Source organism: Acidithiobacillus ferridurans, from assembly GCF_003966655.1.
Taxonomy (GTDB): domain Bacteria; phylum Pseudomonadota; class Gammaproteobacteria; order Acidithiobacillales; family Acidithiobacillaceae; genus Acidithiobacillus; species Acidithiobacillus ferridurans.
The window spans coordinates 897,999-921,143 of the sequence record NZ_AP018795.1; the positions used below are offsets into that span (position 1 = coordinate 897,999).

Annotated in this window: 25 protein-coding genes; 20 read left to right on the forward strand and 5 right to left on the reverse strand. The window is 54.6% G+C overall.

Translation table 11 applies throughout. From position 1 onward, the window contains the following. Positions 1 to 89 precede the first annotated feature (89 nt). Entirely contained in the window at positions 90 to 1,412 is a 1,323-nt protein-coding gene (locus AFERRID_RS04545) for an IS701 family transposase (RefSeq protein ID WP_070807692.1), read from the reverse strand. Positions 1,413 to 1,600: 188 nt separating this feature from the next. On the opposite strand from AFERRID_RS04545, the gene AFERRID_RS15480 reads away from it, so the two are divergent. The 13 genes from AFERRID_RS15480 to AFERRID_RS15145 all read left to right on the forward strand — a co-directional run bounded on the left by AFERRID_RS15480 (position 1,601) and on the right by AFERRID_RS15145 (position 14,317). After that, complete coding sequence (locus tag AFERRID_RS15480) at positions 1,601 to 2,302, forward strand: hypothetical protein (protein ID WP_232027787.1); 702 nt, start codon at positions 1,601 to 1,603, stop codon at positions 2,300 to 2,302. Beyond that, on the forward strand, positions 2,275 to 2,718 hold the full coding sequence (locus AFERRID_RS15485) for a hypothetical protein (RefSeq protein WP_232027789.1): 444 nt from the start codon (positions 2,275 to 2,277) through the stop codon (positions 2,716 to 2,718). Before AFERRID_RS15480 ends, AFERRID_RS15485 begins: the two co-directional genes overlap by 28 nt. Further along, positions 2,708 to 3,508: an ABC transporter permease gene (locus AFERRID_RS04555; protein ID WP_126604454.1), complete on the forward strand. Its 801-nt coding sequence runs from the start codon at positions 2,708 to 2,710 to the stop codon at positions 3,506 to 3,508. The genes AFERRID_RS15485 and AFERRID_RS04555 overlap by 11 nt, the downstream gene beginning before the upstream one ends. 24 nt (positions 3,509 to 3,532) lie before the next feature. Beyond that, positions 3,533 to 4,246 carry a DUF4214 domain-containing protein gene (locus tag AFERRID_RS04560; RefSeq protein WP_126604455.1) on the forward strand — a complete coding sequence of 238 codons (714 nt, stop codon included), beginning with the start codon at positions 3,533 to 3,535 and terminating at the stop codon, positions 4,244 to 4,246. A gap of 3 nt (positions 4,247 to 4,249) precedes the next feature. Beyond that, entirely contained in the window at positions 4,250 to 4,789 is a 540-nt protein-coding gene (locus tag AFERRID_RS04565) for a glycosyltransferase family protein (protein ID WP_126604456.1), read from the forward strand. 49 nt (positions 4,790 to 4,838) lie between these two features. After that, the gene (locus AFERRID_RS04570) at positions 4,839 to 6,161 is read left to right on the forward strand and encodes an IS701 family transposase (protein WP_070807692.1); all 1,323 of its coding nucleotides are present in this window, start codon (positions 4,839 to 4,841) and stop codon (positions 6,159 to 6,161) included. Positions 6,162 to 6,268: 107 nt separating this feature from the next. Then, on the forward strand, positions 6,269 to 9,964 hold the full coding sequence (locus AFERRID_RS04575) for a glycosyltransferase (RefSeq protein WP_126604457.1): 3,696 nt from the start codon (positions 6,269 to 6,271) through the stop codon (positions 9,962 to 9,964). Positions 9,965 to 9,972: 8 nt separating this feature from the next. Beyond that, complete coding sequence (locus AFERRID_RS04580) at positions 9,973 to 11,487, forward strand: glycosyl transferase family 90 (RefSeq protein WP_126604458.1); 1,515 nt, start codon at positions 9,973 to 9,975, stop codon at positions 11,485 to 11,487. A 110-nt stretch (positions 11,488 to 11,597) separates the two neighbouring features. Further along, a complete protein-coding gene (gmd, locus tag AFERRID_RS04585; protein ID WP_126604459.1) occupies positions 11,598 to 12,620 on the forward strand; it encodes a GDP-mannose 4,6-dehydratase in 1,023 nt (340 codons plus the stop codon). 16 nt (positions 12,621 to 12,636) lie between these two features. Next, on the forward strand, positions 12,637 to 13,476 hold the full coding sequence (locus AFERRID_RS04590; RefSeq protein ID WP_126604460.1) for a class I SAM-dependent methyltransferase: 840 nt from the start codon (positions 12,637 to 12,639) through the stop codon (positions 13,474 to 13,476). 112 nt (positions 13,477 to 13,588) lie between these two features. Next, the gene (locus AFERRID_RS04595) at positions 13,589 to 13,846 is read left to right on the forward strand and encodes an AbrB/MazE/SpoVT family DNA-binding domain-containing protein (RefSeq protein ID WP_126604461.1); all 258 of its coding nucleotides are present in this window, start codon (positions 13,589 to 13,591) and stop codon (positions 13,844 to 13,846) included. After that, positions 13,843 to 14,169, forward strand: a complete 327-nt coding sequence (locus AFERRID_RS04600; RefSeq protein WP_126604462.1) for a type II toxin-antitoxin system PemK/MazF family toxin — start codon at positions 13,843 to 13,845, stop codon at positions 14,167 to 14,169. The genes AFERRID_RS04595 and AFERRID_RS04600 overlap by 4 nt, the downstream gene beginning before the upstream one ends. 7 nt (positions 14,170 to 14,176) lie before the next feature. Next, positions 14,177 to 14,317 carry a hypothetical protein gene (locus AFERRID_RS15145; RefSeq protein WP_172959336.1) on the forward strand — a complete coding sequence of 47 codons (141 nt, stop codon included), beginning with the start codon at positions 14,177 to 14,179 and terminating at the stop codon, positions 14,315 to 14,317. An 80-nt stretch (positions 14,318 to 14,397) separates the two neighbouring features. Here AFERRID_RS15145 and AFERRID_RS04605 read toward each other — a convergent pair whose 3' ends face one another. Genes AFERRID_RS04605 through AFERRID_RS04615 form a run of 3 tightly spaced genes read right to left on the reverse strand, consistent with a single transcriptional unit; the run spans position 14,398 to position 15,184 of the window. After that, on the reverse strand, positions 14,398 to 14,628 hold the full coding sequence (locus tag AFERRID_RS04605; RefSeq protein WP_126604463.1) for a type II toxin-antitoxin system Phd/YefM family antitoxin: 231 nt from the start codon (positions 14,626 to 14,628) through the stop codon (positions 14,398 to 14,400). Positions 14,629 to 14,631: 3 nt separating this feature from the next. Next, positions 14,632 to 14,769, reverse strand: a complete 138-nt coding sequence (locus AFERRID_RS04610; RefSeq protein WP_197722480.1) for a PIN domain-containing protein — start codon at positions 14,767 to 14,769, stop codon at positions 14,632 to 14,634. A gap of 34 nt (positions 14,770 to 14,803) precedes the next feature. Then, complete coding sequence (locus AFERRID_RS04615; protein ID WP_126604464.1) at positions 14,804 to 15,184, reverse strand: SCP2 sterol-binding domain-containing protein; 381 nt, start codon at positions 15,182 to 15,184, stop codon at positions 14,804 to 14,806. Between AFERRID_RS04615 and AFERRID_RS04620 the strand changes: the two genes are divergently transcribed. From AFERRID_RS04620 to AFERRID_RS15925, 7 genes are all read left to right on the forward strand, one after another. Next, positions 15,183 to 15,617 carry a type II toxin-antitoxin system TacA family antitoxin gene (locus tag AFERRID_RS04620; protein WP_226833033.1) on the forward strand — a complete coding sequence of 145 codons (435 nt, stop codon included), beginning with the start codon at positions 15,183 to 15,185 and terminating at the stop codon, positions 15,615 to 15,617. The genes AFERRID_RS04615 and AFERRID_RS04620 overlap by 2 nt on opposite strands. Next, a complete protein-coding gene (locus AFERRID_RS04625; protein WP_126604465.1) occupies positions 15,618 to 16,136 on the forward strand; it encodes a GNAT family N-acetyltransferase in 519 nt (172 codons plus the stop codon). It begins immediately after the preceding gene. A gap of 85 nt (positions 16,137 to 16,221) precedes the next feature. Next, complete coding sequence (locus AFERRID_RS04630) at positions 16,222 to 16,884, forward strand: ABC transporter ATP-binding protein (protein WP_126604466.1); 663 nt, start codon at positions 16,222 to 16,224, stop codon at positions 16,882 to 16,884. Next, complete coding sequence (locus AFERRID_RS04635) at positions 16,884 to 17,645, forward strand: class I SAM-dependent methyltransferase (protein ID WP_126604467.1); 762 nt, start codon at positions 16,884 to 16,886, stop codon at positions 17,643 to 17,645. Before AFERRID_RS04630 ends, AFERRID_RS04635 begins: the two co-directional genes overlap by 1 nt. A 4-nt stretch (positions 17,646 to 17,649) precedes the next feature. Continuing rightward, entirely contained in the window at positions 17,650 to 19,692 is a 2,043-nt protein-coding gene (locus AFERRID_RS04640) for an HAD-IIIC family phosphatase (protein ID WP_126604468.1), read from the forward strand. 191 nt (positions 19,693 to 19,883) lie between these two features. After that, on the forward strand, positions 19,884 to 21,053 hold the full coding sequence (locus AFERRID_RS04645; protein WP_126604469.1) for a glycosyltransferase family 4 protein: 1,170 nt from the start codon (positions 19,884 to 19,886) through the stop codon (positions 21,051 to 21,053). 39 nt (positions 21,054 to 21,092) lie between these two features. Continuing rightward, positions 21,093 to 21,227 carry a hypothetical protein gene (locus tag AFERRID_RS15925; protein WP_264318059.1) on the forward strand — a complete coding sequence of 45 codons (135 nt, stop codon included), beginning with the start codon at positions 21,093 to 21,095 and terminating at the stop codon, positions 21,225 to 21,227. Between the two features lie 35 nt (positions 21,228 to 21,262). Here the strand turns inward: AFERRID_RS15925 and AFERRID_RS04650 are convergent, their stop codons facing one another. After that, a complete protein-coding gene (locus AFERRID_RS04650; RefSeq protein WP_126604470.1) occupies positions 21,263 to 23,119 on the reverse strand; it encodes an ABC transporter ATP-binding protein in 1,857 nt (618 codons plus the stop codon). Between the last annotated feature and the right edge of the window lie 26 nt (positions 23,120 to 23,145).

Consider the following 23,145-nt stretch of genomic DNA (forward strand, 5'->3'; position numbering starts at 1 on the left):
ATGTTTCATACCTGAAGTTTAGACATGCAGCCTCCTCGCCAGCTTCTATGTGTGGCGATATGGCGTAGTAAATGTGGAGCAGGATTGAGTCAGGCGACCTTTTTGCGGGGTGGGTCATCGGTATCGGCCCAAAAGGCGGGGGCGGGGCACTGGAATTTCCCGGACTTCGGGTCGTAGCCCTTCCAGAATGGAACCCGCAGAAATTGCAGATGAAGCCATTGGGCCATGAGTCCTGCGGTGACAGGAGTAGCGATACGCCAGGGCGCTACTGCAGTCATGGGGAAATCTTCGGATAGGGTTTCGGCGAGGAGTTGCACCATGGACCAAGCGATGCAGCGGATTTGCATCCAGCGTTCCAAGACGGTGCGTTTTTGCTGCCAGAGGTTATGGATGCCCCACCAGCGTTTGAGATTGTGGAAGATCGGTTCGATCTGCCAGCGGTTGCTGTAGAGGACGACGATTTCGCTGGCGGTGAGATCCGTCTCGGAAGCGAGATAGAGGCGGGTGGGAGACCACCGATGATGCTTTTCATCGTAGATCGCACTCCATACGGCACGGACCGGATGGCCGTTCAGGAATCGTGCATTGGCGATGATGGATTGAAGACGGACCTTCTGCCGTTTCCCATAGAGATCCAGAGAGACGATCTCGGTGGGCAGCGCAGCCATGTCTTCCACGGTGTACTTGTTTCCATATATCCGAGGACGCCCGCGTTGGGATGTCCTCGGCGGTGGGTCGCGGAGCAGTACAGTATCTTTGCGCACCTGGCCGATGAACTGGCCTGCCGGCTGCAGGCCGTGCTGACGCAACAGGGGCAAGAGCAGGCGCCGCCGCATGAACCAAGCATCGGTGAGCAACCGGACGGGTACGGGGATGTGGGGTATAAAGGCGCGCAGCAATGCTCCGGCGATTTTCAGCTTGTGGGTGTTGCCGGTACTGGGCACCAGGCGCAAGCGGATGGGAAAGGAAATGGCTTTGCCGGAACGGGTACGCAGGGTCAACGCCAGACCCACCCAATTCTGGGCGAGGACATAACTGGGGCGGTTGTGCTTATGACTGTGGTCGAAGCGGATGGCCGCGCCTGGGGCCTTGGTAGAGTGCCGCAGGACCATCGTGTCGTCGACGACTAACTCGACGATCAGGGGCTTGGGCAAGGACTGCAGGAGCCAGCGTACCTGGGTTATGGCCAACGCCTGTGTACGCAAGGACGCACGCTCCAGGAGTTTGTAATAGGTGGTCCAGTGGCAGCGGAGGGAGATGCTGCTGAGGGCGCGGGTGACCCAGCCTTCGGGCGAGATCAGGCAACCGCAAAGCAGCTCCACAAAACTGCGCCGCGAGCGGGGCGGCACGACCGTCAGAAAGTAGGAAATCCACTCCGAGAGGCGGAGGGCAACGAGACGATGAAAGGGCATGACAGTGATTCCGAGAAGCCTAAAACGCTTCTCATTGGCCGACCCTTTTTTACAAGGGTCGGCCGCACGGCACTATCACTGTGTCAAGCACTTTCGTAGCAAAAATAGAAAAAACCCGGCGGAGCCGGGCTGTATGTCTAAACTTCAGTTTCATACTTGAAACCATCCGCAAAATTAAGGAATAGCGCGTGCTCAAGGCCCTCCGGACCAGGATCAGCAATCTCGGCAAACTGTTCATCTGGGTGGTATTGGTACCCACAGGCGTGTCCGCCCTCTATTTTGGCGTGATCGCCTCCCCGATATATATAAGTGAGGCGCGTTTCGTCGTTTACAGTCCCAACCAAAGCGTAAGCACCAGCGGACTCGCCTCCCTGCTCAGCAGCTTTGGGGGCAGCAACTCCACCAGCGCCGCCCAGACCATCAGTGCGTACATCTCGTCTTGGGACGGCATGATGGCGGTCAACAAGCCCTACCCGCTCAAGCAGATCTACGGCAACAGTCATATCGACATCTTCAACCGCTTCGGCGGCATATTTCACCCCTACACCTCCTATGTGCGCCTGTGGCGCTACTATCAATCCATGGTGGGGGATGTGCTGGACTCCAGCAATGGCATCAGTGAACTCAAGGTCAACGCCTATACCCCGCAGGATGCCCAAAAGATCAATGACTTTCTCCTCGCCAAAAGCCAGGATATCGTCAATCAACTCAACGCGACGGCCCGGCATCGAGCCGTCTTTTACGCCAAGCAGGACGTGGAACAGGCCAAGCGCTCCCTGCGCGATGCCACCCTGGCCCTGGCGGAATATCGGAACAGTCATCGCGTATTCAGCCCCCTGCACAGAGCAGCTTGCAGTTGGGTATGGTCAGCAAACTGCAGGATCAGTTGATCACCCAGCAGACCGAACTGGACTCCATCCTCGCCCATGCCCCGGCCAACCCTCAGATACCCGTTCTCAAAAGCAGTATTCACGCACTGAAGGGACAAATCACCAACGAGCAGGCCAAAGTCACGGGCGACCAGGAATCCTTGGCCAGCAAGGATATTGAGTTCGAACGCCTCACGGTCAATCAGCTCTTAGCGCAAAAATTGCTGGAGGCCGCGGTAACCTCGCTGGAACAGGCAAGAGTGACAGCGCAGAAGCAGGAACTGTATCTGGAAACCATCAGCCGTCCGAACCTACCCGATGCGTCCCAGAAACCCAAGCGCTTTGAGGACATTCTAGCCGTGTTGATTGTATCCCTCATGGTCTGGGGTGTGCTGAGCATTCTTTACGCCGGGGTCAAGGAACACCATGAGCGCTAACGCCAGCCAAGAAAGCTTCTGGTTTCAGCTCCGCCTGCAACTGCGGGTGATCTGGGCGCTGATGCTGCGGGAAACCGTCACCCGCTTTGGGCGGGAAGGGCTGGGGATGCTGTGGATGATTGCGGAGCCGGCTATGTTTGTAGTGGGGGTGATGATTATTTTCTCGTTCATAGAGACTGGATACCCTTATGGAATCAGTCCGGCGGAATATCTCGCAGTAAGCTATCCCACTTTGCTGTTCTGGAGAAACGGAACAGGGCGCGTGACCGGCGCGATCAATATTAATCGTGCCCTTTTGCATCATCAGCCTATCAGGCCAATGGATATCATTTATTCGCGCATCCTTCTGGAGTTCTCCAGTAGTATGGCGGTTTTTCTGTTTTTATTTCCGATTTTTATTGTGGTTGGAATTTGCCACGTTCCAGACAGTATCCTGACAATGGCATTGGGATACCTGCTTATCATCTGGTTTTCTTTTGGGTTTGTGCTGATTATGGCAGGTTTGGCGGAGTTGAGTGAGACTATAGAGAAAACCTCGCACATCATTCTTTACCTGATGCTCCCAATCAGCGGGGTATTCATACCCACATTTTTGGTGCCAGAACCATATCGCAGCTATTTATTGTATTTTCCGCTAATCGATGCGGTGGATTATTTTCATCACGGATACTTTGGTAGCGGCGTGCCCAGTTATTATCACATAAGTTATACCCTCTTTGCACTCACTGGGATGACATTGTTTGGGTTAGCTATATCAGGTGTCGCGATTAAGCGAGTAAAAGTATCATGATTATGAGAAAAAAGGTTTCCGTATATGCTGGTCAATAATGTGTATGAATTGTTTGCACTGAACGGACGTGCGTTCATCATGGCGGCCTATGAAAACCTTCTAATGCGTGATCCCGACGAACACGGTTTGCGCTATTATCTTGGGCGCTTGTCCGTGGGCTATAGCAAATCGGATATCATTGTACAACTTTCCATGTCCACAGATTGTCGCCCGCTCGACGAACTTAACGGCTTGAAAAAGTTTATTGCTGATGAGCATCGCGCCCATCACTGGTTTTGGGGGTTCTTTAACCGACGTGACCGGGTGGGCAGAAGTATGTTGTCTGCTTTGGTTCAAATTGATAACGGATTTGCTCGTATTGACCAGCGATTGGAGTCACTGCAAGACAGCTTGAAAGAGAGTATGGGTAGCCTGTCGAGTCTTTCACCTATTGAGGAACGTCTGGCGATTTTGCAGGAGGCATTACTTGCGCAAACACGTTTCTCCACCCAAACCGAGGATGACGGCCCACACCTGTCCATGGAAGCGGTCCGCCAAGCTTTTTTAAGAGTGCTCGGACGAGAGCCTGAGAATGAAGATGTCTACAAATACCATGCTCGGCTCGCTTCAGTGGATACGTTGCGAGGCACCTTGCTGAATTCCGAAGAATTTAGATTGAAGCTCAAGACCCTACCCGAACACGCACGCAACATTTTTATGCGCCAAATCCAACTACAACCCGCGCAACACGGAGAATAATTCATGCGGTTAGTCATCGACATGCAAGGCGCGCAAAGCGCGAGCCGGTTTCGGGGGATTGGCCGTTACACACTATCTTTGGTCAAAGAAATGGCGCGGCAACACACCGGGCATGAAATCCTGCTCGTGCTCAATGCCGCCTACAGCGACACCATCGAACCGATTCGCGCCGCCTTTGCCGAATTGCTTCCTGCAGAGGCGATTCGGGTTTTCGACGTGGCGGGGCCTGTCGGTGGGCATGATGCGGCCAATGACGCGAGACGCAAAGCCGCTGAGGCGATGCTGGATGCGTTTTTTTACAGTCTGCAACCCGATGTGATTTTTATTCCTTCCTTGTTTGAGGAGTTTGGCGGTGAGGCCGTCACTAGCGTGCGGAGTTTGCACAACGCCATTCCCACTGCAGTGGTTGTCTATGACCTCATTCCGTTGATTCATCGCCAGATACTGAAGTTTAGACATACAGCCCGGCTCCGCCGGGTTTTTTCTATTTTTGCTACGAAAGTGCTTGACACAGTGATAGTGCCGTGCGGCCGACCCTTGTAAAAAAGGGTCGGCCAATGAGAAGCGTTTTAGGCTTCTCGGAATCACTGTCATGCCCTTTCATCGTCTCGTTGCCCTCCGCCTCTCGGAGTGGATTTCCTACTTTCTGACGGTCGTGCCGCCCCGCTCGCGGCGCAGTTTTGTGGAGCTGCTTTGCGGTTGCCTGATCTCGCCCGAAGGCTGGGTCACCCGCGCCCTCAGCAGCATCTCCCTCCGCTGCCACTGGACCACCTATTACAAACTCCTGGAGCGTGCGTCCTTGCGTACACAGGCGTTGGCCATAACCCAGGTACGCTGGCTCCTGCAGTCCTTGCCCAAGCCCCTGATCGTCGAGTTAGTCGTCGACGACACGATGGTCCTGCGGCACTCTACCAAGGCCCCAGGCGCGGCCATCCGCTTCGACCACAGTCATAAGCACAACCGCCCCAGTTATGTCCTCGCCCAGAATTGGGTGGGTCTGGCGTTGACCCTGCGTACCCGTTCCGGCAAAGCCATTTCCTTTCCCATCCGCTTGCGCCTGGTGCCCAGTACCGGCAACACCCACAAGCTGAAAATCGCCGGAGCATTGCTGCGCGCCTTTATACCCCACATCCCCGTACCCGTCCGGTTGCTCACCGATGCTTGGTTCATGCGGCGGCGCCTGCTCTTGCCCCTGTTGCGTCAGCACGGCCTGCAGCCGGCAGGCCAGTTCATCGGCCAGGTGCGCAAAGATACTGTACTGCTCCGCGACCCACCGCCGAGGACATCCCAACGCGGGCGTCCTCGGATATATGGAAACAAGTACACCGTGGAAGACATGGCTGCGCTGCCCACCGAGATCGTCTCTCTGGATCTCTATGGGAAACGGCAGAAGGTCCGTCTTCAATCCATCATCGCCAATGCACGATTCCTGAACGGCCATCCGGTCCGTGCCGTATGGAGTGCGATCTACGATGAAAAGCATCATCGGTGGTCTCCCACCCGCCTCTATCTCGCTTCCGAGACGGATCTCACCGCCAGCGAAATCGTCGTCCTCTACAGCAACCGCTGGCAGATCGAACCGATCTTCCACAATCTCAAACGCTGGTGGGGCATCCATAACCTCTGGCAGCAAAAACGCACCGTCTTGGAACGCTGGATGCAAATCCGCTGCATCGCTTGGTCCATGGTGCAACTCCTCGCCGAAACCCTATCCGAAGATTTCCCCATGACTGCAGTAGCGCCCTGGCGTATCGCTACTCCTGTCACCGCAGGACTCATGGCCCAATGGCTTCATCTGCAATTTCTGCGGGTTCCATTCTGGAAGGGCTACGACCCGAAGTCCGGGAAATTCCAGTGCCCCGCCCCCGCCTTTTGGGCCGATACCGATGACCCACCCCGCAAAAAGGTCGCCTGACTCAATCCTGCTCCACATTTACTACGCCATATCGCCACACATAGAAGCTGGCGAGGAGGCTGCATGTCTAAACTTCAGGCCAGATATACCTTGCCTCAAATCCCGCGATGGAGCGCTGGTACTTCGGCAAGCTCAATCACTTAAAACGGGCTGACCTTCTGCTTTCTATTTCTGAATCTTCTGGGAGTGAGGCAAGGGAGCATCTCAATTTTCCAGAACATGCCGTTACCAATATCTCGACCGCCTGCGGCGAGCAGTTTCGCGCCCTCGCTCTGAGCGAGGCGCAACAGACGCATCTCAAGAATGCCTATGGCATCAACCGCCCCTTTGTGATGAATACGGGCGGAACAGACCAGCGGAAAAACCTCGATGGCCTCTTCCGCGCTTTCGCCAGCCTGCCCGCCGAAATGCGCAAAGCGCATGCCCTCGTGCTTGTGGGGCGCGAAGTTGCAGACGAGAAACACCACTTCCTTGACCTAGCCAAACAGGCTGGATTGCGCGAAAGTGAACTGGTCTTTACCGGCTATGTGTCCGATTCTGAGCTGAACCTGCTCTACAACGCCTGCACCCTGTTCGTGCTCCCCTCGTGGCACGAGGACTCTGGTCTGCCGGCGTTGGAAGCCATGGCCTGTGGCACAGCGGTGATCGCCGCCAATTCCTCCAGCTTGCCTGAAGTGGTGGGGCGGCAGGATGTCCTGTTTGCCCCGGGTGACCATGCGGCCATGGCGGCCAAAATGGCCGAGGTACTGGCCAATGCCGAATTCCGCGAGGAATTGGAGCGCCACGGTGTGGAGCAGGCAAAAAAATTCTCATGGGTCGAGAGCGCCCAGCGGGCATGGTCTGCGCTGAGCAAGTTGCAGGCCCAATGGGCGTCAGTCAGCGAGGCGACACCCTCGCGTCTTCCTCACCGCCCCAAGCTGGCTTTTGTTTCGCCTTTGCCTCCTGAAAAGACCGGCATTGCCGATTACTCCGCCAAGCTTCTGCCCGAACTGGCACGGCATTACGACATCACGGTGATCGTGCAGCAAGATACGGTGAACGATGCCTGGGTGCAGGCCAATGCCCCCGTGCATGATGTGGCATGGTTCTGCCAACATGTGAGTTTCTTTGACCGAGTGCTCTATCAATTTGGGAACTCGGCATTTCATAGCTATATGTTCGACCTGCTTATTGATATTCCTGGTTTGGTTGTACTGCATGATTTTTATCTGAGCGATTTTTTTTGGCATCGAGATATTATAGATGCAAGGAGTGGTTCTTGGGCTCAAAATTTATTCCACAGTCATGGATGGACCGCTGTTCAGAAAAGATTTGAAGGAAATGATGCACAGCTCGTAATGGCATACCCATCAAATCTAAATGTCATAATTCCTGCGTTAAGCATAATTGTTCACTCAGATTTTTCTAGGCAACTGGCGCGACTCTTTTATGGTGCGCAGGCGGGAAAGGACTGGGCGCTGATACCTCTTTTGCGACAGCCCGTGAATGACATAGACAGGGCAGCCGCTCGCAAAAAACTCGGCTTAGCCGCCGAGGAATTCATCGTCTGCAGTTTTGGCCTGCTGGGCGCCACAAAACTCAATCATCGCTTGCTGGAGGCTTGGCTTGCCTCGCCTTTATCGAAAGATAGACAGTGCCGCCTGATTTTCGTCGGCGAAAATACTGGAGGAGACTGCGGCAGGAAGCTGTTGGAAACCATCGCTCAAAGTACTGCAAAAAACAGCATCCAGATCACCGGTTGGGCGGATGCCGAGGCTTACCGCAACTGGCTGGCCGCTGCAGACATCGCCGTGCAGTTGCGCACTCTCTCTCGCGGCGAGACTTCCGCAGCCGTGCTGGACTGTATGAATTACGGTCTGCCCGTTATCGTCAACGCCCACGGCAGCATGGCCGAACTCCCCAGTGACGCCCTTTGGCTGTTGCCCGATACGTTCAGCGAGGCGCAGCTCATCGACGCCCTCACCACCCTGTGGCGAGAGCCTGCACGCAGGTCAACGCTCGGTGCTCGGGCGCAGCAGCACATCCGGAGCCAGCACCAACCGCGCCGTTGTGCCGATCTGTACGCCGAGGCCATCGAAGGCGCGTATGCCCAGGCGGAAAATAGCCTGTACGGGCTTATGCAAGCATTGCCGCGGCTTGAGGCCTCCCTGCCGCCTGAGGAATATCCGCGCTTGGCAAATGCTCTTGCGACCAACTTTCCACCCCAACCAAGGCGGCGACAACTCTTGCTGGATGTTTCTGCATTGGCCCAGAATGATCTTAAAACGGGGATTGAGCGCGTCACCCGCGCCCTACTGGAGCAAATCGTCCTCAATCCACCTGCAGGCTGGGCTGTGGAGGCGGTATATGCCACCAGCGAGCAAGCAGGTTACCGCTATGCCCGGCAGTTCATGTGCCGTTTTTTTGGTATCCCGGGTGACTGGTCGGAAGATGCGCCGGTACAGGTCTGGCAGGGCGATATATTTTTTGGTCTGGATTTCCATCCTCATGTTATTCCCGCGCAGGAAGGTACTTTTAATGCTTGGCGTAATCGGGGCGTTTCTGTCTATTTTATGGTCTACGATCTTTTGCCCGTGCTGATGCCCGAAGTATTCCCGGAGGGCGCAAAAGAGGGGCATCAGCGCTGGCTGCAAACCATCACCCACATGGACGGTACTTTATGCATTTCCCGGGCGGTGGCCGATGAGTTGTATGACTGGCTGCAAACCTTTGGTGAAAAGCGGGAATGTCCCTTTGCGGTGGACTGGTTTCATTTGGGTGCGGATGTGGTGGATAACGGCAATCCAAGCCGTGGCCTGCCCAGCGATGCGCCACAAACCCTGCGCAGCCTGGCGGATCGGCCCAGTTTTCTGATGGTCGGCACCATCGAACCACGCAAGGGCGTGTTGCAAACCCTGCAAGCCTTCAATCAGCTTTGGGCGCAGGGCGTTGATAGCAATCTTGTCATTGTCGGCAAAGAAGGCTGGAAGCCTGTGCCCGACCACCAGCGTGGCGATATTCCGCAAACTGTGCGGGCGTTACGAACGCACCCTGAATTCGGCAAACGCCTGTTCTGGTTAGAGGCCATCAGCGATGAATATCTGGAGCAAGTCTATGGCACATCCACCTGCCTGATTGCTGCCAGTTACGGCGAGGGCTTCGGCCTGCCGCTCATCGAGGCTGCCAGCCATGGTTTGCCGCTGCTGGTACGCGACATTCCGGTATTCCGAGAAGTGACCGCTGGGAAAGCGCAGTTCTTTACCGATAGCCACCAGCCGGAAGTGATTGCCGAAGCTACTCGCGATTGGCTGGCGCTGTACCGGCAAGGCAAACACCCGCACAGCGATGCCATCGCGCACCTGACCTGGGTCGAAAGTGCCCGCATCGCTTTAGAAATCGTGCTAGGTAACACTCCACCCTACCGCACCTGGCTGCCCGATGGCGTGCGCCGCTACTGGGGCGCCGATCCGCGCTTGGGCACCGAGGTAGGCGAGGCCAAGGGCCGCTCAATGCAGACCACAGGCAAGGCAGGGTATCTTGTCCATGGGCCGTATGAGCGCTTTGAGCCAAGGCGCTATCGGGTTGCTATCCAAGGTAGCGCCGATCATTTGACGGGTGGAGAGTCTCTGGATATTGTCTGCAATAAAGGAGAGACAGTGCTGCAGCAATATACAAGCTGGATTAATGAATCTCTAGGAGCATGGCATGATTTAGAGTTCACTCTTGAAACCAAAGCTGATGACCTAGAGATACGCATATGGGTTGGCGAGCAATCACGCATTATTATTGATGGGATTAACTTCTGGCCTGAAGCGCTGCAATAGGAATAATAATGGAGAACTTTAATTTGGCTTACCATACCCGGCTAGATAATAATGGCATGCACTTGTCGTATGAGTATCTGCAATCGTTTATATCAGAAGATTTATTTCTAGTCAACTCATTGATAACTAAAAATAATATAACTTTTGACGCGTATAAAACTTCAGTAATTGATAAGGCAAAAAAAGAACAATTTTTTTATTATTTATTCAATGATGCTGGCGATGTCATTAAAAAATCTGACAATGCCACAGAAGAATGGATAGAAACTCGCGCCAATATTTACCAGGACTTTCTAAGCAGCATAACCAGCATCACTAAACTCCCGGGATTTATTTTTGGTATCGAATACAAAGATATGACTCACGGTTCTGATCTTCCGCTCCTTTGTTTCCATAAAAATATAGATAATCAATCATATATACTGATACCTGACTTTGAAATAATTCAATACAATTATTATACGCAACTAAAAGACGGAACCGATCTTGAAAATAAAATTGATAAGGCTGTTTTTGTAGGGAGTACTACGGGCACAAATTTCAAGGAAAATCGCAGTTGCTGGAATACTATCGATAACATACTGAACGATCCTAGCGTTCGCATCAGCGCAGCTCGTTTTTTTAATGACAAAGAAAACGTCATTTTCAAATTACCTTCTATTGTCCAATGTGACAGCTCGCAAACCGAGAAATTCTTACGAAATCAGCCTTATATGCAGGCCCAAAGAATGACATGGGATCAGCAGTACCTGAATAGGTATATCATTTCTGTTGATGGTAACGGTCCGACGTGTACCCGAGTAGCGCTTGCCTTACTTAGTAATTCGGTGTTAATGAAATACAACAGCAATTGGACTGTTTACTATCATAGGATGTTGAAGCCATATTTCAATTATTTGCCGGTGGAGAATCATGTTGATATTGAACGCTTGATGGAGACTTTTTCTCATGATTTAGACTTTCTTCGTTTTATAAATGGTAACGCAAAGCGCGAATTTCGATTGTTATTTAATCGGCGCAATGTGCAAAGAATGTTTGCTATTGCATTGAATGAGCTATACGCAATATTTTTTGGTCATAACACAATTTATCAAGAAAACAGGCGACGCATTAGTCAGGTTGCGCATTTAGATATAGACGCACACCTATCTAATATTGGCGATAAACAATTCTGGCCGGACCATGAAGTTTACTGCGATGGCCAATTCATTGAAGGAATCACCATTTATCCCGCAAGCGCACTTATATACTGGTATAACATGGAATATCAGGCAAAGCTGGAAAATGGAACAATTACAGCATGTGCTAACGGGGGCGGTTTTGTTGGAACAAAAGATCATTCCCTCAGGATGGTAGCCTTCAGATTTTTGGCAAAACCAAATATTCCATGTCATATCGAATATGAGGGTGTTTTTGAGAGCGGTTATAAGAAAACTGTTAAAAATGGAAACTGGCTGGAATACAATAATGAAATGCTTATACGTATCACCTTCAAATTTGGGGCAATCCAGAATGAAGGGTAAGAGTCATAATTCGAAGCAACTGATTCAGGTGTTAGCTTCGCAATTGCACACACAAATCAGACACGACAAAGAATTAGGATTATATGATTAACATACTTGAAGGTAACATTATGGATAAAACATCAATCATCACCGGCATCACCGGCCAAGACGGCGCCTATCTCACCCAACTCTTGCTGGAGAAGGGTTATACCGTTTTTGGCACCTACCGCCGCACCAGTTCTGTGAGTTTCTGGCGTCTGGAGGAACTCGGCGTGGCGCAGCACCCCAATCTGCATCTGGTGGAGTTTGATCTGACTGATCTGGGTTCCGCCATTCGCCTGATTGAAAGCAGCGGCGCGACTGAAGTTTATAATCTCGCCGCCCAAAGCTTCGTCGGTGTCAGTTTCGACCAACCCAACACCACCGGGCAGATTACCGGTTTGGGTGCCTTGAACCTGCTCGAAGCCATTCGCATCGTCAATCCCAAAATCCGCTTCTACCAAGCCAGTACTTCCGAGATGTTCGGCAAGGTTCAGGCCATTCCCCAGGATGAAAGCACCAACTTCTACCCTCGCAGCCCTTATGGGGTGGCTAAACTCTATGCCCACTGGATGACCATCAACTACCGCGAAAGCTACGGCATATTCGGCAGCAGTGGCATTCTGTTCAACCACGAAAGTCCCTTGCGTGGTCTGGAGTTCGTTACCCGCAAAATCACCGACGGCATGGCGAAAATCAAACTCGGCAAACTCGATCAGCTCCAGTTGGGGAATCTCGATGCCAAACGCGACTGGGGTTATGCCAAGGATTATGTGGAAGGCATGTGGCGCATGTTGCAGGCCGATACCCCGGATACCTATGTACTGGCTACCGGCCGCACGGAATCCGTCCGGGATTTCGTCACCATGGCCGCCAAAGCGGCAGGCATCACCATGGAATGGCAGGGTCAGGGCGAAGCCGAATGCGGCAGAGATGCCGCTACTGGCAAAGTCATTGTCGCCGTCAATCCCAAGTTCTACCGTCCCGCTGAAGTGGAACTCCTCATCGGTAACCCTGCCAAGGCTAAGACGGAACTCGGCTGGGAAACCCCCACGACGCTGGAACAGCTTTGTGCCATGATGGTCGAAGCCGACTTGCAGAGGAGTCGCTGAGGATTCTGGAGGCCTGATGTCTGATCCCGACTTTTACCGCGCCTTCGAAGACCGTCACCGGGGTTCCCGAGCACTCATCAAGTCGCGGGTAAAAGTCTATTTGCCATTCTTGTATCCCCTGAAAGATCTTTATCCCGATAGTTCCATACTGGATCTGGGTTGCGGGCGCGGGGAGTGGCTGGAACTGCTCCGTGAAGAAGGCTTTACCGCCCACGGCGTGGATCAGGATGCCGGTATGCTCTCGGCCTGCACGGCACTGGGCCTGTCCGTAGAGCAGGGCGACGCGCTGGCCGCGTTGCAAAAGCTGCCCCGTGCCAGCCAGATTGTGGTCTCCGGTTTTCACATTGCCGAGCACGTGCCTTTCCCGATGTTGCAGGAGATGGTCCAGGAAGCCCTGCGCGTGCTCAAACCAGCGGGTTTGCTGATACTGGAAACCCCCAATGCCGAGAATCTGGTCGTGGGTTCTTCCAGCTTTTATCTGGACCCTACCCATCAGCGGCCTCTGCCGCCCTTGCTGCTATCGTTTCTGACGGAATACACCGGCTTTCTGCGCAATAAAATAGTGCGTTTGCAGGAATCTCCCGAGCTTGCCGCCGGGAAAACCCCCGTATCTCTGCTTCAAGTGCTGGCGGGAGTGAGCCCGGATTACGCGGTGGTCGCGCAAAAAGAAGCCGCCGCAAAGAAGCTGAAAAGTTTTGATGCGCTCTTTGATCGGCAGTATGGGTTGACTCTGGAAGACCTAGCCATGCGCTATGAAGCCAGTCTGCGCGCGGAAACCATCCGTGAACTGAAGCCCAAGCGTAGAAAACCCACGGCAAAAGCTGCCAGCGATGCCCAGGACGCGCCTGGAAAGTAGCGGGAATATCGCCAAAATCAAACTCGGCAAACGATGCTGCGCTGGGGACGGCTTGCAGCCCAAAGCAATTGAAATTATACTTAAATATAATTTAACGCACTGAAGGTGCATCATGCACACAACCAAACTGCGCAAGGTCGGCGGCTCGATCATGTTGGCCGTCCCACCCGCATTCCTTGAACAGCTGCACCTGCAAGCCGGTGCGACGGTCGGCTTGGTCGTCGATCATGGTCTACTGGTGGTCAATCCCAGTCCACGCCCGCGCTACACACTTGCAGAGTTGCTGGCCGCGTCCGACTATTCCCAGCCGCAACCGGTCGAGGAGCGCGAATGGGTCGATGCGCCCGCCGTGGGCGGTGAGCTGCTATGAAGCGAGGTGACATCTACCTCGTGTCGCTCGATCCCACCGCCGGGCATGAACAAAGCGGTAGCCGTCCTGTCCTGATCGTGTCGCCTGCGGAGTTTAATGAAACCACCAAGCTGCCGGTGATCCTACCGATCACCAATGGTGGTGAGTTCGCCCGTCGCCTTGGTTTCGCGGTGCCCGTGACCGGCATAAAGACCACCGGCGTCGTGCGCTGCGACCAGCCGCGCGTGATGGACTTGGCCGCCCGAAATGCCCGCAAGGTGGACACTCTGCCGGTACCGATCATGGACGAGGTGCTGGCCAGGGTCGCCACGATCTTCGAGTGAGCACAGCATGAGCATGAATGAATTTCGCCGCTTGGAGCCAATTATTTATCAATCCGTCACTCAAGAGGCATTTTTGAGCACAGCAACGCCACAAGAAACACCTGTAGATCAATCGCCCGCTCCTGCACAGATTGAATCTACCTCCTGAGTTCAGCGGCGTTTGACGCGACGGCCGGTTTTGCGGCAGCAAAAATGGGTGCCGGGTCAAACGTCCGCTGCAACGATTTGTTAGCTGCGGGCTTCACGCTCGCGCCCTTCGCGAACGGAGCTGACAATTTCGTCTCGGCTGAGATTCAACTTCACGCCCTTGACGTCCAGAGGAGACGGAGATTCCTGAACCGGGCGGATTAGGAATGCGCGACCATCTCGACGTGTGATTTTAACCGCCCCTTCAAGTTGGGCTGAATCGAGTACTGACGAGAACTTTTGACGAGCTTCAGAGAATGTGTAGACCTTCATGAGCTAGACCTCCAGGACTTTGATGCCCAGGGACTCAGCCACCTGTTTAAGGGGTTGGTCGAGGGTAAGCAGTGGTGAATTGGATTGCATGGCACACACCAGCAAGTAGGCGTCGTAAGAAACATACAGCAACATTGCCATCACCTCCTCAAAGCCATCCAAATAACAAACGCGTCTAAAAAGTAGCGGGAATATCGCCCATGCGCCGGAAGGTGGCATTGAAGGGGTCCATATATTTGAGCAGGGTCAGCATGGAGCCACGAAACTGGAGCTGTTGGGTCAGAAAGGCCTTTTTGCCGCTGAGTTCCCGCTGGTGGATGCGCATCCAGGTTTCCCGGCTGGCATGGACGCGCAGTTGGGCTTTTTTAGGCAGGGTTTCTGTAACGCCATGCGGCAAGCCATTGACCAGGGTCAGGTAAACATTGGGGTAATCTGTGTCCAGCCAGCCGTATTCGATGCTGGCATTGAATCCTTTCAGTGCCGCCGCCAATGCCTCATCCGCGCTGCAATGCGCGGCATAGGCTTCCATCCAGGGAATACTCAGAAAACGTTCCATGATTTTTCCGAGGATACTGGAATGGGTCAATGATTGCCACGGCGTCGCGCAACGGCGCACGCGCTATATCTTGATGAGTACGGACAAATGGCGTACGCTGAGCCTGTTGCCATACATCCATCCTAACGGGGCCGCCATGCTGAACACGCCTGAAAAGCACGACAAGCCGCGCAATGCACGCCTGGAAGCGCGCGTCTCCAGCGACCAGAAAGACTTTTTCCAGCGGGCCGCCTCGCTGACAGGGCGCACCTTGAGCGAATTCGTCATCGACAGTACCCAGGAAGCGGCGGCCAAGATCGTGCAGGAGCACGAAGTCATCCGCCTGTCCCGCGAGGAACAGGTCGCCTTTGTGAGCGCCTTGCTGGCGCCGTCCGAGCCGGGCGCGCGCATCGATAAGGCCGTCCGGAGCTACCGTCAAAAAACGAGGCCGTGATTGGCGCTCTCTTTAGTCCCTGAACATGTTGCTCCGCTTGAAAAGGCGCACGACCGCAAGTCCTTCGATTGCGGCAACGAGGAGCTGAATCGTTATCTGCGCGAGCAGGCGCGGCAAGACGCCGCGAAGCGCGTCGCCGCGCCTTTCGTATTCACGCAGCCTGGCAGGCCTGCGGTGCTCGGCTTCTACACCCTATCGTCATCCATCATCCCGGTGGCTGAACTACCGCCGGTCCTGATGAAACAACTGCCGCGCTACGGGCAACTGTCGGTCACGTTGCTCGGCAGGTTGGCGGTGGACCGCTCGGTCAGTGGCCAGGGGCTGGGGGAGTTCCTGCTCGTAGACGCCCTACGCCGCAGCCTGGAAGCTGTGCAACAGATCGCGGCCATGGCGGTGATTGTGGAGGCCAAGGATCAGCGGGCCGAGAGCTTCTATCGGCATTTCGACTTTCGGCCTTTCCAGCAAACCCCGTTGCGTCTGTTCCTGCCCATGGGGCAGATTGCGAAACTGTTCGCGTAGTGGCTTCCCCAGGCGAGGCCCCTGTATCATAGAGTCCAGGCAACATCGGAAAAGGCGAAAGGTGGCTGATGAAGAGTATCGATCCATGAGTGAAAATAGCCTGATTCTTTCCCATATCAGTAAGTCCTTCCCCATCCACCATGGCCGGGATATGCGGCTGGTGCTGGATGATATTTCTCTGGACATTCATCCCGGTGAGCGCTGGGGGATTATGGGGCCAAACGGCGCGGGCAAATCGACCCTCATTCAGATTATCAGCGGCTCACTGCGGGCGGATGCGGGAACGGTGCGTCGCGGTATGACGGTTTCCTGGCCCCTGGCTTTTGGGGGGGCTTTTCAGGGGGCGTTGACCGGTCGGGATAATGCCCGCCTCATCGCCCGAGTATACGGGGTGGATGTGAAAGAAACCGTGGCACAAGTGGAAGATTTTGCGGAGCTTGGTATTTACCTGGATGAACCGGTCAAAAGCTATTCTTCGGGTATGAATTCCCGCTTGAGTTTTGCCATCAGCATGGCGGTGGATTTCGACTGCTATCTGGTGGATGAGGTGATTTCGGTGGGCGATGCGCGTTTCAACCGCCGCTGTGAGGATGAATTAAAGCGCCGGGCCACCAAGGCGATGGTGCTGGTGTCTCACCATGCCGATCTGATCCGCAATAATTGTGACCATGCGGCCATTCTCGAAAACGGGCGCTTGCGGGAGATTGATGACATCGACGAAGCCGTCCATTACTACACGAATATGTAATGGGAATGCTGCCAGACAGTAATGCCGATTGGCAAAAGATCGCACAAAATCGGCCTTATTATGGGGTGTTGAGCGAGGCGGCATATCAGGATTCTGCGCTTTCCGACGAACAGCGCGCGGCCTTTTTTGAATCGGGTCAGCGCTACGTCAATATGGTTCTGGATCAATGTACGCGGTTTTTCGGGCCGGACTGGCGGGCTGGTAAGGCGCTGGATTTTGGCTGTGGGGTTGGGCGGCTCGCCTTGCCCCTGTCGCGACGCTTTACCGAGGTAACGGGGCTGGATGTGGCTCCGGCTATGCTCAGTGAGGCCCGGTTCTTGGCCGAACAAGCGGGCGTTACCAATATCCGGTGGCGGCTCGGCGATGACGCATTGACCGCCATTGCGCAGGAACATTTTGATTTTATGTTATCTTTTATCGTGTTTCAGCACATTCCCGAAGTGCGTGGGCAGGCGATATTAAAACGGCTTTTGCAACATCTGGCCCCTGGGGGTATGGGTGTGTTCCATTTTAAGTATGCTCAGGTGAGCCCGCGTCATCCGGCGGCGACCTTCTTGAGTCACCGCATTCCGGGTGGGCGCATGCTCATCAATGCCCTGCGCGGCAAGCCGCTGCAAGAACCCCACATGCAAATGAACGCCTATAACCTCAACCGGTTGGTGCAGGCTTTTCAGGCTGCGGGTGCTCGGGAAATCCATACCCGTCTCGAAGATCACGGTGGGCATTGGGGAGTGGAAATGTATATTCGGCGGGGATACTGAGGCGGTGTCGCGCAGGGAACAGACATCCTGGTGGCGGCGTTGGCGTGGCCGTAATGAATCGACGGAAGACCCCGCCTGGGCGGCGCTGGATGATGAGGCGTTTCTGGACGCGATTTATCTCAAGTATCTGGGGCGTTCCACTGATCCAACGGGCAGGGACTTTTATCTCCGACGTCTGCAATCTCCACAGGCCCGCCGCCACGTCATGCGGACCCTCCAGAACTCCGAGGAAGGGCGGGCCTACCAGGAGCAGCAGCAACGGGTGGCCGTGCTGAACGCCTTGGAACAACAAGAGCAGCAATTCCCGCCGATACCCTCCATAGGCATTACCCCGGCAGCCGAACAGCCCCGCTTGGCCATTCTGGGCACCTGTCTGATGGAAGGCTTGTTGCGGACGGCGCTGGCAGCCCATTGGCCGGTGCGCCATTATCTGATGGATTCCGGTCCCCATGATCCGGTGCCCCCGCTGCCGGTCGGGGAACAGGATGCCGTTCTCGTGCAACTCACCCTGCGTTCCTTGCTGAGTCTGGTAACGGACGGCGGCGACGGGGATTTGTTCCACTTGCGCCCCGATCTCGACTGGAATCTGCTGCGGGAAAGTACCCGTCGTCCCCTGAGCGCCATGGTGGAACGGGTGCTGGCGGGGTTGCCCGAGGGGATTCCCGTATTTTTTCTGAGCTTTCTGGAACCCGCCCCGCAGATCAACGGAATCCTGGGCCGGAACCGGCAGAAGTCTCTCTATGCCCTGATCCGGGACTTGAATGATGCCCTGGAGGAGCAACTGGCATCGCACCACCACGCTTTCTACCTGGAACTGAATGACCTGCGCCTGCACTATGGGGACAGTACCGCCTACGATGGGCATGTTTCCCATTTTACCCACGGCGGCTTGCTCAGTAGTCGTCAGGGAGATTTGATCCACCTGGGGATTCTGGACAAGGTCCGCGCGGCCTTGCGGATTTTGCAGGGCGAACGTCCGGTGAAACTCATTATTACCGATCTCGATAATACGCTCTGGAAAGGCGTGCTCGCGGAAGCCGATGAGATTATCCCCCTGGAAGTCACGGAAGGTTGGCCCTTGGGTTACGCCGAAGCCTTGCTGGCGTGCAAGGCGCGGGGACTTTTACTTGCGATCTGCAGTAAAAACGATGCCGCGAGTACCCGGGAGAATTTCGTGCGGGTCTGGGGCCGACGCCTGCGCCTGGAGGATTTCTGCTCGGTGCAGATCGGTTGGGAACCCAAGCCCGCCGGTATTGCCCGGATTCTGGCCGAAACCAACATCCTCCCAGAGCATGTGCTGTTTATTGATGACAACCCCCTGGAGATTGCGGAAGTTTCCCATGCCTATCCGGCCATGCGTACCCTGAGCGGCGACCCGGAGCGCTGGCGCTACACTCTGCTCTATGCGGCGGAAACCCAGGTGGCCGAGGTTTCCGAGGAATCCGCCCGGCGCACGGAATTGATCCAGGCCAAAAAAGCGCGTGAAGAAGCGGCGGGGAGTCAGGATCGGGATGCCTGGCTGGCGTCCTTGCAATTGGCCTTGCGCATGGAGGTCATGGCCGATGCCGCACACCCACGCTATGCGCGGGCCCTGGAGCTGCTCAATAAAACCAACCAGTTCAACACCACCGGCCAGCGCTGGAGTGGTGCTGAAATGCAAGACTGGCTGGCCTCGGGCGGGGCATTACTGGCCGCCAGCGCGGAAGACCGTTTTGCCCCCCACGGACTGATTGCTCTGGCTTTGCTGCGCAATAACGCCATAGAGCAGGTGGTGCTGTCTTGCCGGATATTTGGTCTGGGCATCGAAACCGCCCTGCTCGCCGCCGCGGTGCGGCAGATTCAGGCTGCTGGACACCCGGCGTATCTCGGGTATTACACGTCCACCGGCCGCAACGACGCCTGCCGGGATTTCTGGTCCAAGCATGGCTGTACTTGGGATGCGGAGGCGCAGGTATGGCGGGGCGACGTCGTGCCTGTTAGCCCTGCCTGGATTCATCTGAACGGTTCCAAAAGCGATGGGCTACATCACGCATCCGCCCAAAAGTAGCGGGAACATCACCCATGGGCGGAACGTCGCGCGGATGCGCCGCACAGTGCAGGTAACCGTGCTGATCCGGAAAAATGGGCGTTCGTTGCCGTCCGGCGGCATGATGAGGTTTCTGGGCTTGGTTGTGCAGATCGTCTATCCTACTCGCGGCCTGACCAACGCAGGAGTGCTCCCTTGAGTGTTTGCGCCTTATGAACCAGGGTGACCGCCCCTTATTGATCGATGTCACGCGCTTGATAGGGCGGGCGCGTAAAAAGCGGATGCCCACCGGGGTGGATCGCGTCTGCCTGGCGTATATCGCCTTTTTTCACCATCGTGCCCAGGCCCTGATGCAACACGGAGCCATCGCCGTGGCGTTGTCGCCCACCGCGTCATCTGCCCTTTTCGCCTGGCTCCTGGCTTGGCGAGATGGCCAGCCGCATCCCGCCCTGGGGACGACCATGGCCTGGCTGGCGAGGCTGCCCTTGCGCGCCGTGCCTATGGGAAGTTGGGTATTGAACATGGGGCACAGCGGCCTGGACCGGCGCGGCTACGGTGCATGGATGGCACGCAAACGGATTCGCTTGCTGGTAATGGCCCATGACCTGATCCCCCTCACCCACCCACAGTTCTGCCGTCCAGGGGAAGATGGTCGGCATGCCGCGCGTGTGCGGGTGATCCTGCGTCATGCGGCGGGTGTCGTCAGCAATTCTCAGCACACGGCGCGCGTTTTGCGACATTATGCCCAGCAATGGGGCGTAACCCTGCCGCCCATCTCGGTGATTCCTCTGGGTGCCAATCATTTTCACCACGCTCCACTTCCTGCAATCCATGATCCCTTGCCGGCGTCTTATTTCCTCATGGTGGGCACCATAGAACCGCGTAAGAATCATCAGTTTGCCCTGGATCTGTGGCGGGAGTGGAAAAGCCGCCGGACGGATGTTCCGTTGCTGGTGGTGATTGGCCAGGTGGGATGGATGTGCGGTGATATTCAGGAACAGTTCCGTGCAGACGCGACCCTGAAGGATTCGGTGCGGGTGTTGCACCATTGCGGGAATGACTGTCTCCGGGCTTACCTGCAGGGCGCGCGTGCTTTATTGTTCCCTTCCCACGAGGAGGGTTACGGCCTGCCGCTGGTGGAGGCGTTGGCGGTGGGAATTCCCGTCATTGCCAGCCCGCTGCCCGTTTTCCGGGAGATCGCCGGAGACGTGCCCGATTATATCGAAACCTCGGATGCTTCGGCCTGGCTTGCTGCTTTGAGCGACTATAGCCGCCCCGATAGCTCCATGCGCCAGGGGCAACTGGAGCGCCTGCGGCATTTTTCGCCCCCTACCTGGGAGCAGCACTTTGAGCAGTTCACCGAGTTCATGAACCGCTTATGACCATTTCTTGAAACGTCTCTCCAATCTACTGGCTGAAACTTGACCTATAAAGTATTGCGTGAAGCCGTGGTGCTTGGTATTGAAGACATCGAGGCCGGCCGTTACACCGCCATGAATTCGACTGCTGATTTGCGCGCCCACATCAGCACCTTGACCAACGAGGACCTATGCTGAGACTTTGAGCCTGGCAATTGCCAAAAATGCTCATATTAACGATTCATGGGCTTGCTTTGCCTAGTCCATAATTCTGCATAGTGTCCGTTGGCCTGCAATAATTGCTGGTGATTACCCATTTCAGTAACCTGCCCATTTGCCATCACAATAATACGATCAAAATGGGCAATCGTGGAAATACGATGCGCAATAGAAATTACCGTACGTCCGGCCATGAGAGCATCCAACTCATGTTGAATTTCCTGCTCAGTAACAGAATCCAGAGCGGAAGTCGCTTCATCCAGGATCAATATGGGCGCATTTTTGAGGAACACTCGGGCAATGGCGATACGTTGACGTTGCCCGCCCGAGAGCTTGATGCCGCGTTCGCCCACCTGCGCATCAAGACCAACCCGCCCGTAGGAATCCGCCAGATCCAGCACAAAAGTATCTGCTCGTGCCTTGCGCAAAGCTTCTTCAACTTCTTCCCGAGTGGCACTTTGCCGCCCATAACGCACATTATCGAGAATGGATCGGTGGAGTAGAGAAGTATCCTGAGAAACAACGCCGATATACTGGCGAAAACTTTCTTGCTGCAAGTCCCTGACGTCCTGACCATCAATCAGGATACGTCCCTCATTCACATCGAAAAAGCGTAACAGCAAGCTGACCAACGTAGATTTACCGGACCCGGAAGGACCTACAATAGCTACTCGCTCGCCGGGGGCGATGGTAATGGACACATTATCAATGTGTTTGATTTCATCTACTGTGCCGTGCCGCTGATGGTAGCCGAACGAGACCCTATCAAAATCAATGCGCCCGCCCTTGAAAACAAAGGGCTTGGCTGTAGGGGTATCTCCCATAATCCGAGGACGGTCTACAGAACGCATGCCATCCTGGACAGTGCCGATATTTTCGAAGATGGCAGAAAGATTATTCGCGACCCAGCCCGACATATTCGCAATCTGCCAAACCAATGGAATGGCCGTGACCAATATCCCGACAGATATAGTGCCTTCATGCCATAACCAGAGTCCAACACCAGTCGTCGCACTGAGCAATAAGGCGTTCAGCACGGTCAAGGACGTCATCCAGGTGGTGACCATGCGCAGTGACGCTTTGAATGCAGAAGTATGACTGGTCAGCGCATCACGCACAAACTGATCTTCATCTTCTGATTTGGCAAACAGTTTTACGGTATGAATATTAGTATAGCTATCCACAATCGCTCCCGTCAGACCTGATCTCGCCTTGGACAGCATATTGGATCGCTGGGTCAATCGTGGAATAAAAAACCACATCAATGAACCATAAAATAAAAACCACAAAGATACCGGTACTGAAAGCGTCCAGCTTTGCTGTGCAAGAATAATGATGGAGCTGATTCCATACGTCAGTAAGTACCAGACGGCAGTTAGTGTTGCAACCGTGCTCTCCCGTAAGGAAGGGCCTGTTTGCATAACTCTATTGGCAATACGTCCGGCAAAATCATTTTGGAAAAATCCCCAGCCTTGACGAATCAGACCACGATGATTCTGCCAGCGGATCAAGTTGGTAAAATTTGCAGCAATCGTCTGGTTTGTCACCATGTCATGGAAAAAATGAATCAACGGACGCAGCACTATGATCACAAAAGCCATGATCAAGATAGCGTGAACTTCATTTAATGGTAGTGCATCAGACTTTGCATGAGACACGTATCCAGTGATTTTACCAATAAACAGGGGAATAGAAAGATCAACAATAGCTGTCACAAAACCTGCAACAAACAGCAATATCATTGATCCTTTAACCTGGGAGACATAATTCCAATAAAAACTCCAGACAGATATTCTTTGATCATGATCTAAAATCTCATGGGTTTCGTGATCCCGAAATATGTCAATCATTTTTTCGAATGTCTTATACATTCTATTCACCCGGTTGATTTTAGCGG

Bases quoted from the DNA above. Each gene is read 5' to 3' on its own strand.
- AFERRID_RS04650 (WP_126604470.1), bottom strand. From the start codon at position 23,119: ATGTATAAGACATTCGAAAAAATGATTGACATATTTCGGGATCACGAA.
- AFERRID_RS04605 (WP_126604463.1), bottom strand. From the start codon at position 14,628: ATGAAGGTCTACACATTCTCTGAAGCTCGTCAAAAGTTCTCGTCAGTA.
- AFERRID_RS15485 (WP_232027789.1), top strand. From the start codon at position 2,275: ATGGTCAGCAAACTGCAGGATCAGTTGATCACCCAGCAGACCGAACTG.
- AFERRID_RS04570 (WP_070807692.1), top strand. From the start codon at position 4,839: ATGCCCTTTCATCGTCTCGTTGCCCTCCGCCTCTCGGAGTGGATTTCC.
- AFERRID_RS04645 (WP_126604469.1), top strand. From the start codon at position 19,884: ATGAACCAGGGTGACCGCCCCTTATTGATCGATGTCACGCGCTTGATA.
- AFERRID_RS04575 (WP_126604457.1), top strand. From the start codon at position 6,269: ATGGAGCGCTGGTACTTCGGCAAGCTCAATCACTTAAAACGGGCTGAC.
- AFERRID_RS15145 (WP_172959336.1), top strand. From the start codon at position 14,177: ATGAGCATGAATGAATTTCGCCGCTTGGAGCCAATTATTTATCAATCC.
- AFERRID_RS04560 (WP_126604455.1), top strand. From the start codon at position 3,533: ATGCTGGTCAATAATGTGTATGAATTGTTTGCACTGAACGGACGTGCG.
- AFERRID_RS04615 (WP_126604464.1), bottom strand. From the start codon at position 15,184: ATGGAACGTTTTCTGAGTATTCCCTGGATGGAAGCCTATGCCGCGCAT.
- AFERRID_RS04635 (WP_126604467.1), top strand. From the start codon at position 16,884: ATGGGAATGCTGCCAGACAGTAATGCCGATTGGCAAAAGATCGCACAA.
- AFERRID_RS04600 (WP_126604462.1), top strand. From the start codon at position 13,843: ATGAAGCGAGGTGACATCTACCTCGTGTCGCTCGATCCCACCGCCGGG.
- AFERRID_RS04565 (WP_126604456.1), top strand. From the start codon at position 4,250: ATGCGGTTAGTCATCGACATGCAAGGCGCGCAAAGCGCGAGCCGGTTT.
- AFERRID_RS04595 (WP_126604461.1), top strand. From the start codon at position 13,589: ATGCACACAACCAAACTGCGCAAGGTCGGCGGCTCGATCATGTTGGCC.
- AFERRID_RS04620 (WP_226833033.1), top strand. From the start codon at position 15,183: ATGATTTTTCCGAGGATACTGGAATGGGTCAATGATTGCCACGGCGTC.
- gmd (WP_126604459.1), top strand. From the start codon at position 11,598: ATGGATAAAACATCAATCATCACCGGCATCACCGGCCAAGACGGCGCC.
- AFERRID_RS04555 (WP_126604454.1), top strand. From the start codon at position 2,708: ATGAGCGCTAACGCCAGCCAAGAAAGCTTCTGGTTTCAGCTCCGCCTG.
- AFERRID_RS04590 (WP_126604460.1), top strand. From the start codon at position 12,637: ATGTCTGATCCCGACTTTTACCGCGCCTTCGAAGACCGTCACCGGGGT.
- AFERRID_RS04630 (WP_126604466.1), top strand. From the start codon at position 16,222: ATGAGTGAAAATAGCCTGATTCTTTCCCATATCAGTAAGTCCTTCCCC.
- AFERRID_RS04545 (WP_070807692.1), bottom strand. From the start codon at position 1,412: ATGCCCTTTCATCGTCTCGTTGCCCTCCGCCTCTCGGAGTGGATTTCC.
- AFERRID_RS04580 (WP_126604458.1), top strand. From the start codon at position 9,973: ATGGAGAACTTTAATTTGGCTTACCATACCCGGCTAGATAATAATGGC.
- AFERRID_RS04610 (WP_197722480.1), bottom strand. From the start codon at position 14,769: ATGGCAATGTTGCTGTATGTTTCTTACGACGCCTACTTGCTGGTGTGT.